This is a genomic window from Tenacibaculum aquaeponti (assembly GCF_052084715.1).
Taxonomy (GTDB): domain Bacteria; phylum Bacteroidota; class Bacteroidia; order Flavobacteriales; family Flavobacteriaceae; genus Polaribacter.
Genome location: NZ_CP197288.1, coordinates 1,074,748 through 1,096,133, shown reverse-complemented (window position 1 = coordinate 1,096,133; position 21,386 = coordinate 1,074,748). Strand labels below are relative to the sequence as shown.

The 21,386-nt window shown below is 29.7% G+C and carries 23 protein-coding genes; 12 read left to right on the top strand and 11 right to left on the bottom strand.

What is annotated here, in order from left to right; all coding sequences use genetic code 11:
* Positions 1-61 precede the first annotated feature (61 nt).
* The 4 genes from ACSIGC_RS04875 to ACSIGC_RS04860 all read right to left on the bottom strand — a co-directional run bounded on the left by ACSIGC_RS04875 (position 62) and on the right by ACSIGC_RS04860 (position 5,602).
* The gene (locus ACSIGC_RS04875) at positions 62-1,417 is read right to left on the bottom strand and encodes a hypothetical protein (RefSeq protein ID WP_442267035.1); all 1,356 of its coding nucleotides are present in this window, start codon (positions 1,415-1,417) and stop codon (positions 62-64) included.
* A gap of 199 nt (positions 1,418-1,616) precedes the next feature.
* On the bottom strand, positions 1,617-2,957 hold the full coding sequence (locus tag ACSIGC_RS04870; protein WP_442267034.1) for a hypothetical protein: 1,341 nt from the start codon (positions 2,955-2,957) through the stop codon (positions 1,617-1,619).
* 210 nt (positions 2,958-3,167) lie between these two features.
* Positions 3,168-4,604, bottom strand: a complete 1,437-nt coding sequence (locus tag ACSIGC_RS04865; protein ID WP_442267033.1) for a hypothetical protein — start codon at positions 4,602-4,604, stop codon at positions 3,168-3,170.
* A 215-nt stretch (positions 4,605-4,819) separates the two neighbouring features.
* On the bottom strand, positions 4,820-5,602 hold the full coding sequence (locus ACSIGC_RS04860) for an IclR family transcriptional regulator (RefSeq protein ID WP_442267032.1): 783 nt from the start codon (positions 5,600-5,602) through the stop codon (positions 4,820-4,822).
* Positions 5,603-5,752: 150 nt separating this feature from the next.
* Here ACSIGC_RS04860 and kynU point away from each other — a divergent pair, with 150 nt between their 5' ends.
* The 11 genes from kynU to ACSIGC_RS04805 all read left to right on the top strand — a co-directional run bounded on the left by kynU (position 5,753) and on the right by ACSIGC_RS04805 (position 15,388).
* A complete protein-coding gene (gene kynU, locus ACSIGC_RS04855) occupies positions 5,753-7,012 on the top strand; it encodes a kynureninase (RefSeq protein ID WP_442267031.1) in 1,260 nt (419 codons plus the stop codon).
* A gap of 70 nt (positions 7,013-7,082) precedes the next feature.
* Positions 7,083-7,616, top strand: coding sequence for a hypothetical protein (locus ACSIGC_RS04850; RefSeq protein WP_442267030.1), 534 nt, complete (start codon positions 7,083-7,085; stop codon positions 7,614-7,616).
* Between the two features lie 32 nt (positions 7,617-7,648).
* Complete coding sequence (locus tag ACSIGC_RS04845) at positions 7,649-9,061, top strand: FAD-dependent monooxygenase (protein WP_442267029.1); 1,413 nt, start codon at positions 7,649-7,651, stop codon at positions 9,059-9,061.
* Between the two features lie 104 nt (positions 9,062-9,165).
* Complete coding sequence (locus tag ACSIGC_RS04840; protein ID WP_442267028.1) at positions 9,166-9,480, top strand: GIY-YIG nuclease family protein; 315 nt, start codon at positions 9,166-9,168, stop codon at positions 9,478-9,480.
* Between the two features lie 35 nt (positions 9,481-9,515).
* Complete coding sequence (locus ACSIGC_RS04835) at positions 9,516-10,040, top strand: DUF1697 domain-containing protein (protein WP_442267027.1); 525 nt, start codon at positions 9,516-9,518, stop codon at positions 10,038-10,040.
* A 71-nt stretch (positions 10,041-10,111) separates the two neighbouring features.
* Complete coding sequence (locus ACSIGC_RS04830; protein WP_442267026.1) at positions 10,112-10,513, top strand: RidA family protein; 402 nt, start codon at positions 10,112-10,114, stop codon at positions 10,511-10,513.
* A gap of 5 nt (positions 10,514-10,518) precedes the next feature.
* Positions 10,519-11,397 carry a GIY-YIG nuclease family protein gene (locus ACSIGC_RS04825; protein ID WP_442267025.1) on the top strand — a complete coding sequence of 293 codons (879 nt, stop codon included), beginning with the start codon at positions 10,519-10,521 and terminating at the stop codon, positions 11,395-11,397.
* A complete protein-coding gene (locus ACSIGC_RS04820) occupies positions 11,397-12,836 on the top strand; it encodes an aldehyde dehydrogenase (protein ID WP_442267024.1) in 1,440 nt (479 codons plus the stop codon). The genes ACSIGC_RS04825 and ACSIGC_RS04820 overlap by 1 nt, the downstream gene beginning before the upstream one ends.
* Positions 12,837-12,845: 9 nt before the next feature.
* Positions 12,846-13,622: an SDR family oxidoreductase gene (locus ACSIGC_RS04815; RefSeq protein WP_442267023.1), complete on the top strand. Its 777-nt coding sequence runs from the start codon at positions 12,846-12,848 to the stop codon at positions 13,620-13,622.
* A gap of 112 nt (positions 13,623-13,734) precedes the next feature.
* Positions 13,735-14,262 carry a 3-hydroxyanthranilate 3,4-dioxygenase gene (locus ACSIGC_RS04810; RefSeq protein ID WP_442267022.1) on the top strand — a complete coding sequence of 176 codons (528 nt, stop codon included), beginning with the start codon at positions 13,735-13,737 and terminating at the stop codon, positions 14,260-14,262.
* A 37-nt stretch (positions 14,263-14,299) separates the two neighbouring features.
* Entirely contained in the window at positions 14,300-15,388 is a 1,089-nt protein-coding gene (locus ACSIGC_RS04805) for an amidohydrolase family protein (RefSeq protein WP_442267021.1), read from the top strand.
* 54 nt (positions 15,389-15,442) lie between these two features.
* Here ACSIGC_RS04805 and ACSIGC_RS04800 read toward each other — a convergent pair whose 3' ends face one another.
* From ACSIGC_RS04800 to rsfS, 6 genes are all read right to left on the bottom strand, one after another.
* Complete coding sequence (locus ACSIGC_RS04800; RefSeq protein WP_442267020.1) at positions 15,443-16,072, bottom strand: YceI family protein; 630 nt, start codon at positions 16,070-16,072, stop codon at positions 15,443-15,445.
* A 76-nt stretch (positions 16,073-16,148) separates the two neighbouring features.
* Positions 16,149-16,409 (bottom strand): acyl-CoA-binding protein, encoded by a 261-nt coding sequence (locus ACSIGC_RS04795; protein WP_442267019.1) that lies wholly within the window; start codon positions 16,407-16,409, stop codon positions 16,149-16,151.
* Position 16,410: 1 nt separating this feature from the next.
* Positions 16,411-17,208 carry a phosphatidate cytidylyltransferase gene (locus tag ACSIGC_RS04790; RefSeq protein WP_442267018.1) on the bottom strand — a complete coding sequence of 266 codons (798 nt, stop codon included), beginning with the start codon at positions 17,206-17,208 and terminating at the stop codon, positions 16,411-16,413.
* A gap of 2 nt (positions 17,209-17,210) precedes the next feature.
* Positions 17,211-17,798, bottom strand: coding sequence for a hypothetical protein (locus ACSIGC_RS04785; protein WP_442267017.1), 588 nt, complete (start codon positions 17,796-17,798; stop codon positions 17,211-17,213).
* A 14-nt stretch (positions 17,799-17,812) separates the two neighbouring features.
* On the bottom strand, positions 17,813-19,762 hold the full coding sequence (ftsH, locus tag ACSIGC_RS04780; RefSeq protein WP_442267016.1) for an ATP-dependent zinc metalloprotease FtsH: 1,950 nt from the start codon (positions 19,760-19,762) through the stop codon (positions 17,813-17,815).
* Between the two features lie 24 nt (positions 19,763-19,786).
* The gene (gene rsfS / locus ACSIGC_RS04775; protein ID WP_095070708.1) at positions 19,787-20,155 is read right to left on the bottom strand and encodes a ribosome silencing factor; all 369 of its coding nucleotides are present in this window, start codon (positions 20,153-20,155) and stop codon (positions 19,787-19,789) included.
* 87 nt (positions 20,156-20,242) lie between these two features.
* Here rsfS and ACSIGC_RS04770 point away from each other — a divergent pair, with 87 nt between their 5' ends.
* Positions 20,243-20,980, top strand: coding sequence for a biotin--[acetyl-CoA-carboxylase] ligase (locus ACSIGC_RS04770; RefSeq protein ID WP_442267015.1), 738 nt, complete (start codon positions 20,243-20,245; stop codon positions 20,978-20,980).
* Here ACSIGC_RS04770 and ACSIGC_RS04765 read toward each other — a convergent pair whose 3' ends face one another.
* On the bottom strand, positions 20,981-21,370 hold the full coding sequence (locus ACSIGC_RS04765; protein WP_442267014.1) for an SRPBCC family protein: 390 nt from the start codon (positions 21,368-21,370) through the stop codon (positions 20,981-20,983). It abuts the gene before it with no gap.
* Positions 21,371-21,386 lie beyond the last annotated feature (16 nt).

The window sequence follows — 21,386 nt, the reverse complement described above, 5'->3', positions numbered from 1 at the left end:
AGTCGTCCTAAAATAGGTTAAGATAAATCTTTCAACCTATTTTAGGACGACTTATTGATTATTACTTCTTCATTTGTAAAGCTAAAGAGAGAGTTAAAATAGAAAGGCTATTAAATTTATCAAATGATATATTTCCAAATTGAGGATAGGTTTTATTTAAACATGCTTCTGCTGAAGTTTGAATAAGTGAGTATAAAGGGTCGGAAGTGTTAGAAAGTTTTTCAGAGATTGGGTTACTACCTTTTAAATACCCATATAATAAATAACGCATACAGATACCTGATCCAGAAGCATAATCACCAGAATCAGTAACTTTAAGTCCGTTATTAGGAGTGTAAGGGAACCAAGGAGCTATAATATTATTTTGAATGGGAGTAATTGGATTAGTGGTAGTCATATTAGGGATTCCACTTAAAATTACATTCATCGTTTCATTAGCAAAACTTTCTTCAGATAAGATTATCGTTGAATATTCATAAAATCCACCTAGATATAATCCTTGATCTCCTGCCCAACATGTATTTGCTTCATACCAAGAATTAGGATTTACTAGAGTACTTCCTCCATAATTTTGAACACTATTGTTATAGGCAGGATATCGTTCTCTAATTAGTCCTGATTGCTCTCCAGTTTTGAATAAAATACTGTATTCAGAATCAGTTATCCATTGTTTAAAAAAAGATACAAAAGAATCAATGTATGGAGAAATACGTTTTTGTAATTCAAAATCTTCAGATATTTTATATAATCGAGTAGATAAAGTGAACCATAACCCATTTACTACACTATCTTGAAAAGGACCGAGTTTTGCAGTTAAGGGATCACCAAAATTAGCTTGCCAAACTCCTCCTTCGTATCTAGGTGCAGTTTTGTTAATATAAGGGCTGTTTTGGTTTATAGCAGTTAGGTATACATTTGGAGCCCCACCATATTGTGTATATGTACCTGTTTCCATTGCGATCCAGCACGCTTTAGCTATATTTTGAGCCTTTACCTTAGTTTCAGGAGTAAATAATTTTTCATAAAAAGGATCATAAGCTTTAGAACAGGCAATACCCCACCAACCAGCATCGTCATACCAATTTGCACACTGAGCAGTTCCTGGAATTGTACTTGTTCCGTTGTAGTAAACATTAGCAGGTACTTGTTGTGTTCCATTTTGGTTAAAAATAATATCACAATTGTATTTTGCTAAAACATCAGATACAGCTTTTTGAGCTTCTGTTTTAGTAATATTAATATCTTCAGTGTTATCTAAAGAATTGGCAATAGAAAGAGCAAGGAAATCTAAAACAGTATCAAAAATACAACCAGCTTGCCAATAGTTTGGAGACTCAGCTAATAATGTATTATTTAATAAATCATGATAATTTGAATACGCTAATGCGTACTTTGAAATTGTGGTGTCAGTTTTCATAATAAAAGCTTTAATGATAAGTATTTCTTATGTATTAAATTTACTGTTCTACTTTAAGAGGTATGAAAAAAATGGAATAAGCGATATGAAAATTGGAATTAATATGGAGTTTTAATTCACAAGATTAATGGATAGAAATAAATTTAAAAAACGAAAGCCTTGTTTTTAACAAGGCTTTTTAATTGTAATAGAATAATTGTTATTTAGATTTTTGTAAATTCCCTTGAATAGACCAAGCAAAGTCTAGCATTAATCTATTTTTTAATACTGGATCTTTATAACTTGTGTATTTGTCTCCTTGGTAACTAGGTCCGTTAAAGCTTGAGCCTTTTTTGGTGTCGATAGCTGCAACCATATGGCATGACATACAGTTAGAATGTACACCTAAATTCGTGTTTATTTTATTGCCATTATTTATAACATAACTGTCAGATCCAAATCTCCCAAAATGAGATTCTAGGTATGGATTGAAAGCAATTAAAGGGTTTCCTTCATTTTTACCATTAATGTATGGTTGGCTAGGTGTTATCATAGAATAAGCAACAGCCATAGCGTAATGCGTAGCTGCACCTTTAAGTTTAATTCCTTTTTTAGAAGAAGCAATTGCATTAGAGCTAGGATTTCTTGGATTTAAAGGTGTAGGTGACCACCAATAGGTTTGCCATGTCCAACGTTTAATTTCTTTTGTAGTAACATGCATTGCCACTAAAAGAGCAATATCTCCTTCTTTAGCTTTTATATCAGCATTGTTTATTTGTTGATTATAAGATTCTGCTTGTTTTTTTGAAATTTTAAAATGTATAAAATCATCTAAGTAAAATGTGTTGTTTTCATTAATATTGTTACAGTTGTAGTCTAAACGGCCATTTGGATTGTTTTTCTTTTCGTTTAAATTTATGTGAATACAAGATTTCCATTTACTTTGAGGATAACCATCATCATATGATTTTGGACCATTCCATGCTGACATTGTATACATACCATCGTATATTTTATCTTCCGTTATAATTTTATATACAGGTTTAATGTTTATTGCATCCGAAGGAAAATCTGGAATTTTACTATAAGGATCTTTTTGCATTTTTTGTAAACTAGATAAATAAAATATTTTATTATCAAGAGCAAATTTTTCAGAAGCCTCGTTATAACCTACGGTAACAACAATGCTTAAATCATCGGTAACAAATTCAGGGTTATGGTGTGTAAATTGATGAGGTTTTTCAAAGAGAGTTTCAGTTTTATTTTTTTTAGATGAACTATTTAGTTTGTCAACAATTTGAGAAGGACTAGACCACGTTTGATATCTTAATTTATTATCCTCTACACTCGTAGTTAAATGTTTCCAAATATACCAACTATGTTTATACATAGCTTTAAGATCATTAGAAGTAATCCATTTATTAATAGTTATAGAGTCCATTGGATATCCATAGTTATTAGAAACTTTTGTGTATTTCTTTTCTTCTTTCTTTTTTTCATTATTGCATGATACAAATACAATCATACAAGTAATTAAAGTGATTAGTTTTATTGATTTCATGACTCGATTTTGTTGGTTATTTATTACATTAAAATTACAAATGCTTTATTTACTTTTGATATAAAAATGCACAAGTGTAGTTAAAAGATTCATCAAAGAGTGTTTTTGTATAATAAGAGTTTTAAAAAAAAATAAACCTTGTTGAAGCATTTATCAACAAGGTTTTAGTAGTAGTAAATATAAAGTTTGGTTAAACTTTTTAATTGAAAATTATTTCATTTTCTTGACAATATTTAGTATTTCATTTAAGTGTTTTTGTTTTGTTTGTTTTTTAGATAACTTGTTGTTACGATCAACAGCACCATTAAAAATATGACTTATATTTAAAGGAGAACCGCTAGATCCATTACTACTATGACAAGAAAAACAATTCCCCATTGTCTTAACAGATTGTTCGTGTATAGCTTTTGGTGGAACAAAGCCTAATTGCTCATATGTTTCCATTGTAATATTATATGCTGCAACCGATCCACGAGTTAATTTGCCAGGAGCAGAATTACTTAAATTATTTCCTAAAGTATTTAATAATTTAGCTTGTTCAGTAGGGTATTTGTATCCTTCGGTATCAATCCAAATTGAACCATTATAAAAATAATTATTCCAAACATCTTTTAATTGAAGTTTTACGCTTTCATTAATAATTTCAATATTATCAAAGTTTTGTTTTCCATCTTGACTTGTAGCTAAAAAAGTATTTCCTGCTTGACGAGGTACTCCATATTTGTTAACTGCAAAAACATTTGGATTATCTTTGGAAGGGTCATTAAAATGACTAGCAAGATTATCAATTGTTCCTGTTGCATCTTTGTTGAAAAATAATTTATTCGTGGCAGATGTAACTGGTACATCAGATGTAGTGGTTGCTTTCCAATCATAATAAGGTGCTAAATCATCATGTTCAAAAGTAGCCCAAATAAATTCTGGGTGATTGTATACAACACCAACTACATGCATACCTAACAAAGCTATTTGTGTATCGTTACCATTAATTACAGCATCTGTTAAGAAATAAGAACTTGTATCTTTAATAGCTTTTGCATCAACCCAAGCAACCTTTAATTCTAATGAGCTTACAGGGAAAGTTGCATCAACATACTTACTGGCTTCCATTTTAGCATAATGTTCAATGTTTTTGTATAATGTATCATTTACATGAATAGAATAATAAACATCATAACTTGTGTTGTCTGTACTAAAAGCCTTATTTGATTTAAGAATATCGCCTGTTGCTTGAAGGTTTTCTTGAGCTGTAAGAATAATTTTATCCTGACCTTCAGGTTGAGTTACAGGTACATTATGACTATCAACTTGAGTTAATTCTCTCATAAACAAGGGTTTTCCGTTGATGTCATTTGTTAACCAAAGAAATTTTTGCCAAGACCATTGATGAAAATCACAATTTGAAACCGTTTTATTGTTACCAAAAACACTAGATTGCCCTTCTTCTGGAGCTTTGGTTTTTCTTTTTCCTGTAGTTGGATCAATAGTAAACCACGATGATTTTGCTGTACATAAATCTTCAATTTCGTTTTTAATGTACGTTACTATCTCTTTTTCAATTTTCTTTATTTCTTTTTTTTCTTTTTTACAGGATATAATTGATAATACACCAATTAAAAAAGTGAAAATTAATTTAAGAAGCTTCATAATTATTTAATATTAGTTAGTTTATAATGGTTTTAAAGTTATTGAAAAAGCAATTTGAAGCTATTATAAAAAGCTTAAGAATATAAAAGAAAGGTATGAAAGTGTAGTTTTAAGCTATGAAGTATGTTTGTTTTTAATGAAATAGGAGTAGTTAATATTTTAAATTTATAGTAAAATTCAAAATAAAACTGAAAAATATAAAGTTTAGTTATATTCTATAAATCGTTAAAGTCACTTAATTCGTTTTCAATTTCAAGAACTCCTTTTTGTAAAATGTTAATATATTGAGTAATATTTTCAACTTTAAATCTACTTAAAGGTCCTGAAGCACTTAATGAAGCTATAACAGTTCCTGTTTTATTTTTAATGGGAATAGCAATACATACAAGTCCAAATTCAAGTTCTTCCATGTCTAAAGAATATCCTTGATTTTTAATAAGCTTTAATTCTTTTTTAAAATTACTTATGTTGGTTATGGTATTATCGTTATGAGGTTTTAAATCGATATTACTTAATATTTCTTCTTGTTCATTTACAGGTAAATATGCAAGTAAAAGTTTTCCGGAGGCTGTAGCATGAATAGGTTGATAAGAACCAATAGAAGTATTAATTTTTAAACCATGTAAACTATCAGCTTTATTTATATGAAAAACTTGATATTCTTTAATTATACTTAATAAAACAGTTTCTTGAATATCTAATGCTACTTTCTTAATAGCTGTATTGGTTAATTTAATTAATGTTTTATATAAAGATACACGATTGCCTAGCTCAAATAGTTTACTTCCTAAACTATATTTTTCATTAGAATTCTGATAAACAATATTTAAAGAATTAAGAGTATGTAGTAATCTATAAACTGTACTCTTGTTGTAACCAGTTTTTTGTGCTAATTCTCTAACTCCCCATGTGTGTTTTTCATGAGAGAATGCATCAAGTAAAACAAATGCTTTAATGATAGATTGATTTAATTTTTTATCATTATTCTGATTATTCAAAAGAAAGTAATTTTTATTCATTTGCTAAAATAATAAAAAAGTGTTAAATTTATAAAACACCGTTTTATTTAGTGAAACACTTATTTTTTAATTATTCAAATAAAAAGATGTTCTTAAAACTTTTTTTATAAGTGTAAAAAGAAATTAAATATGTATAAAAACACGTTAGAATACGCTATACAACAAGATAAAGAAGATGAACTTTCATATTTAAGAAACCAGTTCCATATTCCTAAAGATGATAAAGGAAATGACTGGTTATACTTTACAGGAAACTCACTAGGATTACAACCAAAACAAACACAAAAATACATTCAGCAGGAATTAGATGATTGGGCAAAATATGGAGTAGAGGGCCATTTTGAAGGAGAAACGCCATGGTTGCCTTATCATGAGTTTCTAACAGAAAAAATGGCAAAGATTGTTGGTGCTAAACCATTGGAAGTTGTAGTTATGAATACGTTAACAACAAACTTACACTTGTTAATGGTTTCGTTTTATCAACCAACCAAGCAAAAGTATAAGATTGTCATTGAAAGTGATGCTTTTCCTTCTGATAGATATGCAGTACAATCACAATTAAAATTTCATGGTTTCGATATTGAAAACGGATTGGTAGAATGGAAACCAAGAGCTGGTGAAGAGTTATTGAGAATAGAAGATTTAGAAACTATAGTTGAAGAACAAGGAGATGAAATTGCGTTACTATTAATCGGCGGCGTAAATTATTATACAGGTCAATATTTAGATATTAAACGTATTGCAGAAATTGGTCATGCTAAGAACTGTATTGTTGGAATCGATTTGGCTCATGGAGCAGGAAATGTTCAACCTAATTTACATGATAGCGGAGTAGATTTTGCCGCTTGGTGTACTTATAAATATCTAAATTCTGGACCAGGAAGTTTATCAGGATTATTTGTTCATGAAAAACATGCGCATAACAGAGATTTACCAAGATTCGCAGGTTGGTGGAATCATAATAAGGATACACGTTTCAATATGCGCCAACCGTTTGATGTAATGTCTGGTGCAGAAGGTTGGCAATTATCAAATCCGCCAATTTTATCAATGGCAGCAATTCGTTCGTCTTTAGATTTATTTGATACTGTAGGAATGGATGCACTACGAGAAAAGTCAGAAAAGCTTACCGGATATTTTGAGTATTTGATTAATCAAATTGATACTGATAGAATTAAAATCATAACACCTTCTAATCCAAAAGAAAGAGGTTGTCAATTATCAATTCAAGTACAACATGCAGATAAAAGTTTACATCAAAAATTAACAGATCATCATATTATCACCGATTGGAGAGAGCCAGATGTTATTCGTTGTGCACCAGTGCCAATGTATAACAGTTTTGAAGATGTATTTAGAATGGTCGAGATTTTAAAAAGCTTATTGTAAAATGGAGCGTCTTATATGTATTACAATCTTAATTTTTCTATTTAGTTGTTCAAATAAAAGTAAAGAAAACTTGAAACAATGTTTAGATGAAAATGAAGTAGAACTTCTATATGAAGGGAAAATAATTTTTGAGGAAGCTTTAGTGAAATTTTATTCAAAAAAGAATTTAGCGCAAAACTATAAAGTATATCTTGAAGATTTAACAATTGCATCAGATAGTTTAGTAATGTTAGAATCTAATGCTAAAGCGGTGCAATTTATAGATAAATTGAGAAAATTAAATAAGATAGATAGCTTTTGGACTATTAATAAAACAGATCAATTAATACTAAAACAGGAAGATTATGAAATTGCAAAAGGAAATTATCTTTCTTGTCTAGAAAGTGTAGCTAAAACAGAAATATTTAAAGACTTTTTTATAGTGTTAAATGATAAAGAGGTAAACATTTCAAGTGCAATTGTTGCTAAAAGTTTATTACATGAAGATTTAATTACAAGAATGTTAAAAGAAGATAAAGAGTTATTAAGTATTTATGTAGCCTTTCATATGTATTATGAATCAATTTTAAATAGTCAATTATATCTTGAAGAAAAGGTTTTTTAAAAAAATACAGATTCGTTAAAAATTAATTACTCATGACGAAACAAGACAAAATATTAATCGTTGGAGCTGGTTTATGTGGAAGTTTATTAGCTTTACGTTTAGCGCAACGAGGATATAAAATAGAAGTATACGAAAGCAGACCAGATTTACGAAAAGTAGATATTTCTGCAGGCCGATCAATTAACTTAGCTTTATCTGATAGAGGATTAAAATCATTACGATTAGCTGGTGTTGAAGAACAGGCGAAAGCATTATGTATTCCAATGTATGGGCGTTTAATTCATGATATTGAAGGAAATACTTTTGCCTCTAACTATTCAGGAAGAGCAGGAGAATATATAAACTCAGTTTCGCGTCAAGATTTAAATGCTTTATTACTTGATGAAGCAGAAAAACACGAAAATGTAAACATACATTTCAATGCTAAGTGTACAGGAATAGATATAGAAAATACTGTAGCTCATTTCAAAAGTTATGAAACTGATGAAGAATTTTCTGTTAATCCAGATATTATTTTTGGAGCAGATGGAGCAGGATCAATACTTCGAAAAAGTTATTATTTAGAACGTAAATTTCTATTCAGTTATAGTCAAGATTATTTAACACATGGATATAAAGAGTTAGAAATTCCAGCAGATAAATTAGGCAATCATCAAATCAGTAAAGATCATTTACATATTTGGCCAAGAGGTGAATATATGCTAATTGCGTTGCCAAATTTAGATGGAAGTTTTACAGTAACCTTGTTTTTAAGTTATGAAGAAGGAAAGTTTAATTTCGAAAACTTAACTACAGAAGAAGAAGTTACACATTTCTTTGAAACTCAATTCCCAGATGCATTAGCTTTAATTCCAAACATAAAAGACGAATTTTTCAATAATCCAACAGGATCTCTAGGAACAGTAAAATGTTCACCTTGGATGTATAAGAACAAAACATTATTAATCGGTGATGCAGCTCATGCAATTGTGCCTTTTTACGGACAAGGAATGAATGCTTCTTTTGAAGATGTGGCTGTTTTTGATGGTGTTTTAGAACGATTCGAAGGTGATTGGGAGCAAGTGTTTAAAACGTATCAACAAGAACGTAAAAGAGATACTGATGCAATTGCTGATTTGGCTGTCGACAATTACTACGAAATGCGAGATCATGTTGCAAATCCATTATTCAAACAAAAACGTAAATTAGAGATGGATTTAGAAGAAAAGTTTCCAGAATCGTATTATTCAAAATATTCTATGGTAACTTTTAATGAAGATATTGGTTACAACGAAGCAATGAAAAAAGGACGAGCACAAGATAAAGCGTTATTAAATTTAATTGCTGATGCTGAGGTTTCAACTTCAGAAAATATGTCTACACAAGAATTAGAAATCGTATTGAATAAAGTAAATCACGAAACAAAAGAGATTCTTGCTGAAGATAAAATTGCTGGATTGAAATAGTAGTTCCAGATATATAGTAAAAATAAACTAAATGTCACCTCGAGCATTATTGAGTTAAAATCTTTTAAACGAAGATAGCTTACGAAGTAAGTCGAGAGGTTATTATGAAAAAATATTATGTTTATATGTTAAAATGTTCAGACAGCTTATTATACGTAGGTTTAAAGAATAATATTCAAAGAAGATTTGAAGAACATGAAAACGGCATTAATAAAAACTGTTTTACCTATAAAAAAAGACCAGTTGAATTAATTTTTAACCAAGTTTTTAATGATGTTGAACAGGCTATATTTTTTGAAAAGAAAATAAAGAAATGGAGTTCAAAGAAAAAGTTAGCTTTAGCTAATGGAGATTTTGATATGTTAAAAATCTTATCAGAATGTAGAAATGCAACTCATTCAAAATACAATTTGAAATAATAGGTCTCGACTGCGCTCGACCTGACAAAGAATAAATGAAAACATACATTATTATACTCAGAGGAATAAACGTTTCAGGAAAAAATAAACTTCCTATGCAAGAATTACGAGTTATGCTTGAAGGTTTAGAATTTTCTGAAGTAAAAACGTATATCCAAAGCGGAAATATTGTTTTAAAATCTTCGAAAGAAACTTTAGAAGTCGAAAATACAATCAAAGAAGGAATAGCAAAAACATTCGGTTACGATGTTCCGGTGTTAGCTAAAACAGTTTCTCAATGGGAAAAAGCAATAGCTAATAATCCGTATTCAGAAGTAGAAGAAAAACAACAATATTTTACATTTTTATCGGCAATTCCTGAAATTAAAAGTTTTGCTATTGATGCGAAAGCTGATACTTATGAAGTAATTGATGATGTCACATATGTAAATGCAGTCGGAGGTTATGGAAAAACAAAATTGACGAATAATTTGTTTGAAAAGAAACTGAATGTAATAGCAACCACAAGGAATTTAAAAACAACCTTAAAGCTATTAACATTAGCAAAAGAGATTAATTAAATGTTATTCTGAATTAACCAGAGTTGAATATATTTTCGGTATTTCAGAATCTCATAATGAAGAAATAAAAAATGGAAAAAAAAGTAACGCCAAGAGGAGCATATCCACATGTAAAAGTAGTAGGAGATTTTATATTTGTTTCAGGAACAAGTTCTAGAAGACCAGACAATACAATTGCTGGAGTTGAACTTATTGACGAAATGAATACTAAAAAAATAGATATTGAAGTTCAAACTAGAGAAGTTTTAAAAAATATTGATAGAAACTTACAAACGGTTGGAGCAAGTTTAAAAGATGTTGTAGATGTCACTACTTTCTTAGTAAGTATGAATGATTTTGCAGGTTATAATAAAGCCTATGGAGAGTTTTTCGATAAGCAAACCGGACCAACAAGAACTACAGTTGCTGTTCATCAATTACCACATCCAGATTTAGTAGTAGAAATTAAAGTAACAGCATATTTGAGAAGTTAATTAATATGTTTGGGAAAAGTATTAGAATATATTTATCAGATGGATCTCCTACAGGTTTAAGACATGTAGAAATAGCAAATTGGTCTGGACAAGCCATTGCTTGTCCGAGAAGTAGGTTTTCTGAATTGAAACAATGGAATGAATCACAAAGACCAGGTGTTTATTTGTTAATTGAAAAAGATTCGTCAGATGAAAGCAATAGAGTTTATATTGGTGAGTCTGAGAATGTTTTTAAAAGACTTATCGATCATGATAGAAAAAAAGAGTTCTGGAATGAAGTTGTTATTTTGACAAGTAAAGATGAAAACCTCACAAAATCTCATATCAAATATTTAGAATCTAGAATAAGTATTTTAGTTAAAGAAGCTGATAGATATAGTTTAGAAAATGGAAATAATCCAGTAGAATCATCATTGCCTCGAGCAGATAAAGATGCTATGGAAGAATTTATTTACAATACTAAAATTGTCTTAGGTACTTTAGGGCATAAGTTTTTGGAACCAATAAATAATTCTAGCTTAAAGTATGATGTAAAAGAAGATTTAGATACTTTAATAGGTAAAAAACTATATTTTAATGTTAATGAATTGAAAGCATTTGGCAAATTAAGTGATGAAGGTTTTATTTTAATTAAAGATTCTGAAGTTTCATTAAAAACAACCCAAAGTATTCCTGGTAAGATTAAAGAACTTAGAAAGAAGTATATCGATGATAGTTTGTTAGTTGAAATGAAAGATAAACTAATTTTAACTAAAGATATAGTTTTAAGTTCACCGTCTTATGCAGCAGCTCTTGTAGCAGGAACTAGTAGAAGTGGTCCTCAAAGTTGGAAAGATATAAAAGGTAGATCTTTAAAATCTTTAGAAGAAAGTTTGATAAGATAATGTATATAAAAAACTACATAAACGGAGAATTTATAAATCCAGTTGATGGAAATTATATTGATAATTTTAATCCTTCTGTTGGAGAAGTATATGGACAAATACCAAATTCTTCTAAAGAAGATATTGAATTAGCTTATAAAGCAGCTAAAGAAGCTTTTCCTAATTGGTCTAAAACTACTTTAGAAGAACGAAGTTGTGTATTACTTAAAATAGCAGATTTAATAACTGAAAAGCTCGATTTTTTAGCAGAAGCAGAAGCTAAAGATAATGGGAAACCACTGAGTTTGGCTAAGGCTATTGATATTCCAAGAGCATCATCTAATTTTCGTTTTTTTGCTAATGCTATAACACAGTTTCCTTCTGAAGCTCATGAAAGTGTTGGTTTAAATGCAATGAATTTTACGTTACGCCATCCAATCGGAGTAGTAGGTTGTATTTCTCCATGGAATTTACCTTTGTACTTATTTACCTGGAAAATTGCTCCTGCAATTGCTGCTGGAAATTGTGTGGTTGCCAAACCAAGTGAAGTTACACCAATGACTGCTTATTTATTAGGTGAAATTTGTAATGAAGCAGGTTTGCCAAAAGGTGTGTTAAATATTGTACATGGATTAGGACAAACTACTGGTCAGGCTATTGTTGAACATAAGAATATTAAAGCAATTTCTTTTACAGGAGGAACTACAACAGGAGCTCACATTGCAAGAACAGCAGCACCAATGTTTAAGAAATTGTCGTTAGAGTTAGGAGGGAAAAATCCAAATATCATTTTTGCAGATGCTGATTATGATGAAATGTTAACGACAACAGTAAAGTCATCTTTTGCCAATCAAGGTCAGATTTGTCTATGTGGAAGTAGAATTTTTGTAGAAGAAAAGATCTATGAAAAGTTTAAAAAGGATTTTATAGATAAAGTTTCAAAACTCAAAGTTGGTAATCCGTTTGATGCTGATACAAATCTCGGAGCTTTAGTTTCTAAGCCACATTTAGAAAAAGTAAAATCGTATATAGATATTACCGAAGAAGAAGGTGGAAAGATTTTATTTGGAGGAGAAACAGTAACTGTAAAAGGCAGTGAAAATGGATATTATTTACAACCTACTGTAATTGAAATTCAGGATAACTCATGTAAATTAAATCAAGAAGAAATATTTGGTCCCGTAGTTACAATTATGTCTTTCAAATCAGAGGAAGAAGTATTAGAATATGCAAATGACGTAAGTTACGGTTTATCTGCTACATTATGGACAAATAATTTAAATAGAACGATGCGAATGACTCAAGAATTACAAGCAGGAATTGTTTGGGTAAATACTTGGTTACTTCGTGATCTAAGAACTCCGTTTGGAGGTGCAAAAGCAAGTGGAGTAGGGAGAGAAGGAGGTTTTGAAGCATTACGTTTTTTTACCGAACCCAAAAACATATGTATAAAATATTAAATAACTAAAATGGATTTAAGAATTCAAAATAAAAACGCCTTAGTTTGTGGTAGTACTCAAGGAATTGGAAAAGCATCTGCGGTTGCTTTAGCCGAAGAAGGTGTTAGTGTAACTTTAGTAGCACGTAATGAAGAGAAACTAAAAAAAGTTTTAGCAGAACTACCAAATCAAGAGTTGCAGCATAATTATATTGTAGCTGATTTTTCAAATCCACAAGAATTAAAAGAGAAAATAGAAGCTTCATCTTTAAATTTTCATATTCTAATTAACAACACAGGTGGACCTGCAGGCGGACCAGTTTTTAATGCACAGATCGATGAGTTTGAACGCGCATTTACAATGCATTTAAAGTGTAATCATGTGTTAGTTCAAGCTGTAGTTCCTTTTATGAAAGAACAAGGTTACGGAAGAGTGATTAATGTGATCTCTACTTCTGTAAAACAACCTTTAGATGGCTTGGGGGTTTCTAATACCATCCGTGGAGCTGTAGCAAATTGGTCGAAAACTATGGCTAATGAATTAGGTCAGTTTGGAATCACAGTAAACAATGTGTTACCTGGAGCTACAGCAACAGAACGATTAAACGAAATTATAAATAATAAAGCGAAGAAAACTGGTAAATCTATAGATGAGGTTATAGAAACAATGAAAAATGCAGCACCTGCTAAACGCTTTGCCCAACCTGAAGAAGTTGCAAATGCAATCGTTTTTTTAGCAAGTGATCGGGCTAGTTATATTAATGGAGTCAACATTCCTGTGGATGGTGGAAGAACAAAATCATTATAATCTGTAAAGTTTAAAATTGAACTTTATTGTTTTATAGCTAAAAGTTGATTTTATTTCTTTATCTAATTTCTTATTACTTTTTATTTAAATTTATAACTCAATACAAAACAAAATGAACTTAGTACAGCCCTTAAATTTTAAAAAATGGATTGATGAACATCGTCATTTGCTAAAACCACCTGTAGGAAATAAGCAGGTTTGGGATAATGGAGAGTATATTGTAATGGTAGTTGGAGGACCAAACAATAGAAAAGATTATCATTATAATGAAACACCAGAATTTTTCTATCAAGTAGAAGGAGATATGGTGCTAAAAATTATCGATGATAAAGGAGAAATGGTAGATGTTGAAATTAAAGAAGGAGACATTTATTTATTACCTGCTAAAGTTCCACATTCTCCTCAACGTAAAGAGAACACTGTAGGTTTAGTTATTGAATATCCAAGATCTGAAGGGATGTTAGATGCTTTAGAATGGTATTGTGAAAATTGTAGTACACCACTATATAGAGAAGAATTTGCTTTAGATAATATTGAAACAGATATGCCAATTATATTCGATAAGTATTATTCAGATAAAGAAAAATGTACTTGTTCTAATTGTGGAACTGTAATGGAAGCACCAAAGAAAAAAGGTTAATTACTAAGAGAAAAAATAGAAACTTTAAAAGAATTTAATGCAAGCTAAACGAAAACTAAGAATTAACGGACACTCTCATTTGCTTCCTTACCCTGAAGAAATTCCTCAATTTATGAAAGACAAAGGGATTTTTTGGGTAGATAAAGATAAAAAATTCATGCTCCAAAAAAACTGGAAGCGACCAGTAACTGATTCTAGTTTCTTTCTGAACGAAAAATTAGCATGGATGGATCATTTTAAAATAGATCATGCTGTAGTTTTAAATCTATCTCAGTTATATGGAAATGGTTTACGATTAGAAGAAATGAAACAAGCTTTACGTTTTCAAAATGATTTTAATGCAAAAGTACAACAAGATCATCCTAGTAAGTTTACTTGTGGATTTGTTGTTCATCCTGGTTTCGTAAGGGGAGCTTGTTGGGAAATAGAACGCTGTGTAGAACAGTTAGGAATGAACCTATTATGTTTGCCAACTCACTATATGGATACGATTGGAACTTGGCGTTGTATTTTTGACGATGAAAATGAACCAATATTCGAATTGGCTGATAAATATAATTTAGCTGTAGAGATACATCCTTATGATGGAGAAAAGTTTATTAAGTTAGAAAATACGAGTTGGCGCTTTCATTTAATTTGGATGTTAGCTCAGTGTGCAGATGCATATCACTTTTTAACCTTAAATGGTTATTATGAAAAATATCCCAATATGAGAATATGTTTTGCTCATGGAGGTCAGTTAGCTCAAATGAATCTAGGAAGAAGAATACAAGGTTTTGATGGTAGACCAGATTTGTTTGAAGGGAAACAACATCCAAGAAAGGCTGTAGGGCATAAAAATATTTTCTTTGACACTTTAGTTCATGATACTGGTTCTTTAGAGTTATTAATTAAAAATCAGGGTGTTAATCAAGTGTTAATAGGTTTAGATGATCCTTATCCACTTGGAGAAATGGAAAGTGATAAACAATCTTCTTATCCAGGTAAGATTTTAGATTTGGCAATAGATAGAGAAATTATTTCAGAAGAAGATAGAGATCAAATGTGGCAATGTAATGTTTTACAATGGTTGTTTGGAGATAATGAAACTAAAAAACAAGAGTTAGTAAATAAAATATTAGCATAAAAAAAGCCTCAGATTTTTGAGGCTTTTATATTGTACAGTAGTGGCTATAATAGCTTATTTGAATGTAGATGTTACATTAATTGCTACTTCGCTCCATGTTTTAGAAACTCCATCAGCTCCTTTGTGTAAATCTTTACAGGCTATATTTAATGAATCTACAGCGTTCTTTGCATTCCATTTTTCAATATCCATAATTGCAGACATTGAGAAAACTTTATCTTTTATAGTATAAGTAAATGGTAATTTTTCAGTTACATTATTCATTGTGAATTCTGCACTACCGATACTATCATTTTCAATAGATAATTTTCCAGTTAAAGAAATAGTGTTAGCCATAACTCCAAAGAAAAATTTTCTAATTTTAATATTTCTTCCGTTATCTTTAGTTTCTATACTGCTAATTGGAATTTCAAATTCAGCTCCATTAATAGCTTCTTTAACAGAATTACCTTCTCCTCCTTTAAGTACTTCTATTTTCTTAAACATCCCTTTTACAGGAACTTTGTCTGTAGTTTTATAAGCTGTGAAATTAATGCTGTTTTCTGCGTTTTTAATTGCAAAAGGAGCAGTTTTTTCTATAGGAGCAGGAATTTCTTTACTTTCTTCTTTTTTAGTTTCAGATTTACAAGATGTAAGTTGTAAAGAAAGAGCAACTACACTTACAATGGTTAGGAATTTATTCATTCTGGATTTATTTTTATATTAAGCGTTAAATTAATACTATTTATTTTATGAAATTTAATTTCAAAATAATTATAATTTATTTTAAAATTGAATTAACTAATTTAATATAGTTTCTCTTAGCTTCATTTTCATCCATTCCTTTTAATTGAATCCAAGCATTAAATTTAAAAGCATTTCTTAAATTGTGTTCTTCATTATTAAAAGAAAAATTATCACCTTTTGTAGCTTGTTTATAATAGGCATATAGACGCAATTGCACATCTGGGGCAAATTTTTTTTGAGTATTATTTGCTCTAGAAAAAGCATCAGCAAAAAGTTTATCTAAATCAGAAGCCATATTATATACAATAATGTATATACAAATATACGAATGGAGTAAGGAAAAACAAGCTGTCTAAACGATCTAAAAGCCCACCGTGTCCAGGCATAATTGTACCACTGTCTTTCACGTTTGCTAATCTTTTAAATTTACTTTCTACTAAATCACCATAAGTCCCAAAAATTGAAACCAAAACAGCTATTATAGTCCAATTAGCTAAATTTAATAGTTGTGTATACTTACCTATTAATAAACCTGTGAAAATAGAAAAAAGAAAACCTCCGAAAAAACCTTCAATTGTTTTTTTTGGAGATATACGTTCAAATAGTTTTCTTTTGCCGAAGTTTTTTCCTATTAGATAAGCAAAACTATCATTAGCCCAAATTATTAAAATAACAAAAACTATTAATTGTGGTTTATAAGTATCTTCTTCAAAAGGTAAAAAAGCCAAGAATAAAAAAGGTATGATTAAATAGTTAAGAGTTAAAAAGATTCTGTTTAAAAATCCTCTAGTCTTGTTTTTTTGATTATATAAATCTACTGTTAAGTATAATAAATAAATTACTGAAATAATTAAAAAATATAAACTTAAATCTTCAGATAAATAATCTATGTATTTTAAATATACAATACCAGAAAGTACAGGGATAAATCCTAAAATTTCTCTTGTATTAATTATTTTAGAAAATTCCCAAATACATATAGAACCAAAGATTGTTATTAATAGTATATAACTTTCTTTAGAAAAAATAATACAGGAAATAAAAAGGACAGCATAAACAATTGCTGAAATAATTCTAGTTAAGAAATTACTCATAATTACAAGTCTTCAAATAATAATAAATATAAATTTTTTGAATTACGATTGAATTCTAAGATATCATCTTTAGAATCTGTTATAGAGTAATTTTTTATTGAACTTATATTTGTAGGGATGTTTCCTTTAAAATTCATCTTAATTCCTGTAAGACCTTCCCCAATGTTTTTTACTAATTGACTAGTAGTAGCATAAACAATGAAATCATTCGAGAGTTGTGCTAATTTTTGACTACCTAATTGATTCGAAGAGAATAAAATTTCTCCAGAATTAGCAATTAAATGCTCACAACTCGTAAGAATAGGCAGTGTATTCGTTAACTTTTCGTTTGTAGTTACAGGAATATTGGTAGTTAGTTTTAATAGGTCTATATCATTGCAAGAAATTTCACTCCATCTATTTTCAGCTATAATATGCTTTAAATTATGAATTACTTCTTCAATTTTAGTACTATATAAAAATTTACCGCCTTTATTAATAAAATAATGTACAAAAGAATCGTCCAATGATAAATTGACAGGTTGTTTTTTGATCAATTTATCATTAGACGAAGCTTTATCTATATTAAATAACTTTCTTAAAAAATTCATTTAAAAGTTATTAGTTATACTATGTCTTCAGAAGAGCTTAATTCATCAGATATTTTTTCATCTTTTTCAAAAGGTCTCTTACCGAAAATTTCTAATAAATCATCTTTAAAAATCACTTCTTTCTCTAGAAGTTTTTGTGCTAAAATATCTAATTTGTCTTTATGCTGATCTAAGATTTCTATTGCTCTTTGATATTGTCCTTCAATAATTTTAGAAATCTCTTTATCAATAGTTTTAGCAGTTTCTTCACTATATGGTTTTACAAACGAATCATTTCCTGAAGAATCATAATAAGTTACATTTCCGACTTCATCATTTAAACCGTAAACAGTTACCATAGCACGTGCTTGTTTTGTAACTTTTTCTAAATCACTTAAAGCCCCAGTAGATATTTTATCAAAAATTAACTTTTCAGCAGCTCTACCACCCATTGTAGCACACATTTCATCAAGCATTTGCTCTGTTTGTACAATTTTACGTTCTTCAGGTAAGTACCATGCAGCCCCTAAAGATTGTCCTCTAGGAACGATTGTAACCTTAACTAATGGAGCAGCATATTTCAACATCCAGCTTACAGTTGCATGCCCCGCCTCATGGTAAGCAATAACTTTCTTTTCTTTAGGAGTTATTACTTTGTTTTTCTTTTCTAAACCACCAACGATTCTATCTACTGCATCCATGAAATCTTGATGATGAATTGCAGATTTATTATTTCTGGCAGCAATTAAAGCGGCTTCATTACATAAGTTAGCGATATCTGCACCTGAAAAACCAGGAGTTTGTTGTGCCAAGAAATCTAATTTTACATCATCAGCAAGTTTTAAAGGCTTTATATGAACATCAAAAATTTCTTTACGTTCGTGAAGATCTGGTAAATCAACATATATCTGACGATCGAAACGACCAGCACGCATTAAAGCTTTATCAAGAATTTCGGCACGGTTTGTAGCAGCTAATACAATAACATTAGTGTCAGTTCCAAAACCATCCATTTCGGTTAATAACTGGTTTAATGTGTTTTCACGTTCATCGTTACTACCTGTCATGCTGTTTTTTCCACGAGCACGCCCGATAGCGTCAATCTCATCAATAAAAATTATAGAAGGAGATTTTTGAGTAGCTTGTTTAAATAAGTCACGTACACGTGAAGCACCAACACCAACAAACATTTCAACAAAATCTGATCCAGATAGTGAGAAGAAAGGTACTCCAGCCTCACCAGCTACTGCTTTTGCTAATAAAGTTTTACCTGTTCCTGGAGGTCCTACTAATAAAGCTCCTTTTGGGATTTTTCCTCCTAATTTAGTGTATTTATCAGGGTTCTTTAAGAAATCTACAATTTCTTGTACTTCTTCTTTAGCACCTTCTAAACCAGCAACATTTTTAAATGTAGTTTTTACTTTAGTATTTTCATCAAATAATTTAGCTCTAGATTTTCCAATATTGAAAATCTGTCCGCCTCCACCAGCGCCACTACCACCACCAGACATTCTTCTCATAAAGAATAACCAGATAGCAATTAATAAAATGAAAGGTAAAAAACCAAGAATTGTATCTAATATACTTGTTCTTTCTTTGTACTGATAATCTAAAGATAAATTATTTTTTTCTTTAGCTCGTTCTATTTTATTTTCGAAATTTTGAAGATCACCAAAGTTATATTCGTAAAGCGGACTACCTTTTCTGTAAAATGGATTTTTTACAATTTTACTGTATTTTTCTTTAGTTTTTATAGCTTCTTCTTTGATATAAATTTCAGCTCTAGAATTGTTTAAAATAAGAACTTTATCAATATCATTGTCATTTAATATTTCATTAAAAGCAATAGAAGATAAATCTTTTCCTTCGGTAAACCCACTAGATCTACCAAAAAGAGTCATTCCTACTAAGAATAAAATTAATATTATATAAATCCAGTTCGAGCCCAGATTAAAGTTTGAAGTGTTTTTTTTCTTTTCGCTCATAAGTGTAGGTGAAAAATTATAGAATTATGCGGGGTTAATCTCGGTAATTTTAGCATCCCCCCAAAGACTTTCTATGTCGTAATAATCTCTAACGTGTTTCTGGAAAATATGAACAACAACATTAACATAATCCATTAAAACCCATTCTGAGTTTCCTTGACCTTCAACATTAAAAGGTTTGTCTTTGAGTTCTTTACTAACTACTTTTTGTACCGAACCTGATATAGCATTTACTTGAGTATTAGAATTTCCTGTGCAAATTACAAAATAATCACATACTGTATTCTCGATATCTCTTAAGTCTAGTAACTGTATATCTTCTCCTTTTACATCGTCTATCCCTTTGATTATTGTAGCGATTAAATCGTCTGTACTTGCTTGAGTTTTTGTCATTAAATATTTTTAATTTTTAGCAAAGTTATTACTTTTTTGTGACTAATTTACGTATTATTGAAACGAGTTCACTATTATTAATTGTGTATGAATATAATCAAACTTGATGCCACTGAATCTACCAACTCTTTTTTGAAAGAATTGTCAGTAAATTCAAATCTTTCAAACTATACAGTTGTTATAACAGATAAACAAACTTTAGGTAGGGGGCAAATGAATACCAAATGGATTTCTGAGCCATATAAAAATCTATTATGTAGTGTGTATATTACATTTTCAGACTTCCCAATTCATAAACAAGTATATCTTAATTTTGCTATTGCAATAGCAATACATGAAGCTTTATCTAGTTTTAAACTGCCAAATTTAGATATTAAATGGCCAAACGACATTCTGTCAGGGAAGAAGAAGGTTTGCGGTATTTTGATTGAAAATATTCTGAAAGGAAATATGATAGATGCTTCAATTGTAGGGATTGGTATAAATGTCAATCAAGAAAATTACCCTAAAGAAATCCCTAATGCTACTTCAATAAAAAATATTATCGGAAAATCAATTAAAGTAGATGAAGTTTTAAATAGGGTTGTAAGAAAAATTGAAGATAAAATTCATTTACTAATAACGAAGCAGTACGGTATTTTAAAGAAAGAGTATCATAATGTTTTACATAAAAAAAACATCCCTAGCATGTTTAAAGATGATAAAGATGTTGTTTTTATGGGTAAAATATTAGAAGTTGATACCTCTAATGGAAAACTTTTAATTGAACTTGTAGATGAAACTATAAGATCTTTCCATCTTAAAGAGGTTTCAATAATACAATAATTATAGTTTTTCTAAATTTTCTGTAAGTGTATTAATGAAGTTGGTTAAAGGTTTTTTAACCATCATAGCCATCATAGGGTTAAAACTACTTTCAAATTTTAACTGAACGTTACTTTCATTATCAGATACTTCTTGTATGTCGGCAGATAATGTAAAAGGTAATTTACTACTAGCAGCACCTAAAGTAACATTTGAATATTCAGTTTTTTCTTTCATTACTAATCTAATCTCAGGCATTCCTTTTAAACCAAAAATAAAAGATTCACCGTCTACTTCAAACTTTTCAGTATTCTCTGGCATTAAAACTTTAAAGTTTTCTAACTGAATTAAAAATTCGTATAAATCTTTTTGTGATTTATTTACATTAACGTTATTTCCTTCAATATTCATTTTTTATGGTAGATTT

Bases quoted from the DNA above. Each gene is read 5' to 3' on its own strand.
- ACSIGC_RS04875 (WP_442267035.1), bottom strand. From the start codon at position 1,417: ATGAAAACTGACACCACAATTTCAAAGTACGCATTAGCGTATTCAAAT.
- ACSIGC_RS04870 (WP_442267034.1), bottom strand. From the start codon at position 2,957: ATGAAATCAATAAAACTAATCACTTTAATTACTTGTATGATTGTATTT.
- ACSIGC_RS04865 (WP_442267033.1), bottom strand. From the start codon at position 4,604: ATGAAGCTTCTTAAATTAATTTTCACTTTTTTAATTGGTGTATTATCA.
- kynU (WP_442267031.1), top strand. From the start codon at position 5,753: ATGTATAAAAACACGTTAGAATACGCTATACAACAAGATAAAGAAGAT.
- ACSIGC_RS04845 (WP_442267029.1), top strand. From the start codon at position 7,649: ATGACGAAACAAGACAAAATATTAATCGTTGGAGCTGGTTTATGTGGA.
- ACSIGC_RS04840 (WP_442267028.1), top strand. From the start codon at position 9,166: ATGAAAAAATATTATGTTTATATGTTAAAATGTTCAGACAGCTTATTA.
- ACSIGC_RS04835 (WP_442267027.1), top strand. From the start codon at position 9,516: ATGAAAACATACATTATTATACTCAGAGGAATAAACGTTTCAGGAAAA.
- ACSIGC_RS04830 (WP_442267026.1), top strand. From the start codon at position 10,112: ATGGAAAAAAAAGTAACGCCAAGAGGAGCATATCCACATGTAAAAGTA.
- ACSIGC_RS04825 (WP_442267025.1), top strand. From the start codon at position 10,519: ATGTTTGGGAAAAGTATTAGAATATATTTATCAGATGGATCTCCTACA.
- ACSIGC_RS04820 (WP_442267024.1), top strand. From the start codon at position 11,397: ATGTATATAAAAAACTACATAAACGGAGAATTTATAAATCCAGTTGAT.
- ACSIGC_RS04815 (WP_442267023.1), top strand. From the start codon at position 12,846: ATGGATTTAAGAATTCAAAATAAAAACGCCTTAGTTTGTGGTAGTACT.
- ACSIGC_RS04810 (WP_442267022.1), top strand. From the start codon at position 13,735: ATGAACTTAGTACAGCCCTTAAATTTTAAAAAATGGATTGATGAACAT.
- ACSIGC_RS04805 (WP_442267021.1), top strand. From the start codon at position 14,300: ATGCAAGCTAAACGAAAACTAAGAATTAACGGACACTCTCATTTGCTT.
- ACSIGC_RS04800 (WP_442267020.1), bottom strand. From the start codon at position 16,072: ATGAATAAATTCCTAACCATTGTAAGTGTAGTTGCTCTTTCTTTACAA.
- ACSIGC_RS04795 (WP_442267019.1), bottom strand. From the start codon at position 16,409: ATGGCTTCTGATTTAGATAAACTTTTTGCTGATGCTTTTTCTAGAGCA.
- ACSIGC_RS04790 (WP_442267018.1), bottom strand. From the start codon at position 17,208: ATGAGTAATTTCTTAACTAGAATTATTTCAGCAATTGTTTATGCTGTC.
- ACSIGC_RS04785 (WP_442267017.1), bottom strand. From the start codon at position 17,798: ATGAATTTTTTAAGAAAGTTATTTAATATAGATAAAGCTTCGTCTAAT.
- ftsH (WP_442267016.1), bottom strand. From the start codon at position 19,762: ATGAGCGAAAAGAAAAAAAACACTTCAAACTTTAATCTGGGCTCGAAC.
- rsfS (WP_095070708.1), bottom strand. From the start codon at position 20,155: ATGACAAAAACTCAAGCAAGTACAGACGATTTAATCGCTACAATAATC.
- ACSIGC_RS04770 (WP_442267015.1), top strand. From the start codon at position 20,243: ATGAATATAATCAAACTTGATGCCACTGAATCTACCAACTCTTTTTTG.
- ACSIGC_RS04765 (WP_442267014.1), bottom strand. From the start codon at position 21,370: ATGAATATTGAAGGAAATAACGTTAATGTAAATAAATCACAAAAAGAT.